The following is a 568-nucleotide window of genomic DNA, read 5'->3' as shown; positions in this document are numbered from 1 at the left end:
GGTGTGGCCGGTGTGATCAAGATGGTCATGGCGATGCGGGAAGGCGTGCTGCCGCAGACGCTTCATGTGGATGAGCCGTCGCCGCACGTGGATTGGTCGGCGGGGCGCGTCGAGCTGCTGACCGAGGCCCGTGCATGGGACACGGACGACGACCGGCCGCGCCGTGCGGCGGTGTCCGCGTTCGGTATCGGTGGCACCAACGCCCACGTGATTCTGGAGCAGGCGCCGGAGGAGGCCGAGTCCGAGCGGGGGGCTCGGGAGTCGGGTGGGCTGCTGCCGTGGGTGGTGTCGGCGCAGAGTGTGGAGGCGTTGTCTGCGCAGGCTCGGCGTCTTGCGGGTGTGGTGGGTGGCCTGGATCCGGTGGATGTGGGTTGGTCGCTTGCTGCGGGTCGGGCTGCGTTGGAGCAGCGGGCTGTGGTGTGGGGTGCGGACGCGGAGCGGTTGAGGGACGGGCTGCTGGCTGTGGCGGATGCCGCGGGTGGGCCTGGGTTGGTTGAGGGTCGTCTGGCGGTGTTGTTCACCGGTCAGGGGGCGCAGCGGGCGCGGATGGGCGCTGGGCTGGCTGCGG

1 protein-coding gene is annotated in these 568 nt (G+C 71.3%); it reads left to right on the top strand.

All coding sequences use genetic code 11. The annotated features are described in order from the left end of the window. Positions 1-21: 21 nt before the first annotated feature. Positions 22-568 (top strand): ketoacyl-synthetase C-terminal extension domain-containing protein (locus ACYVO2_RS37330; RefSeq protein ID WP_461012574.1); only part of this gene is annotated, 547 nt, incomplete at its 3' end.

The sequence above is a fragment of the Streptomyces capparidis genome (genome assembly GCF_054782095.1).
The sequence above is the reverse complement of the archived record's forward strand: the minus strand, read 5'-3'. Positions and strand labels throughout refer to the sequence as shown.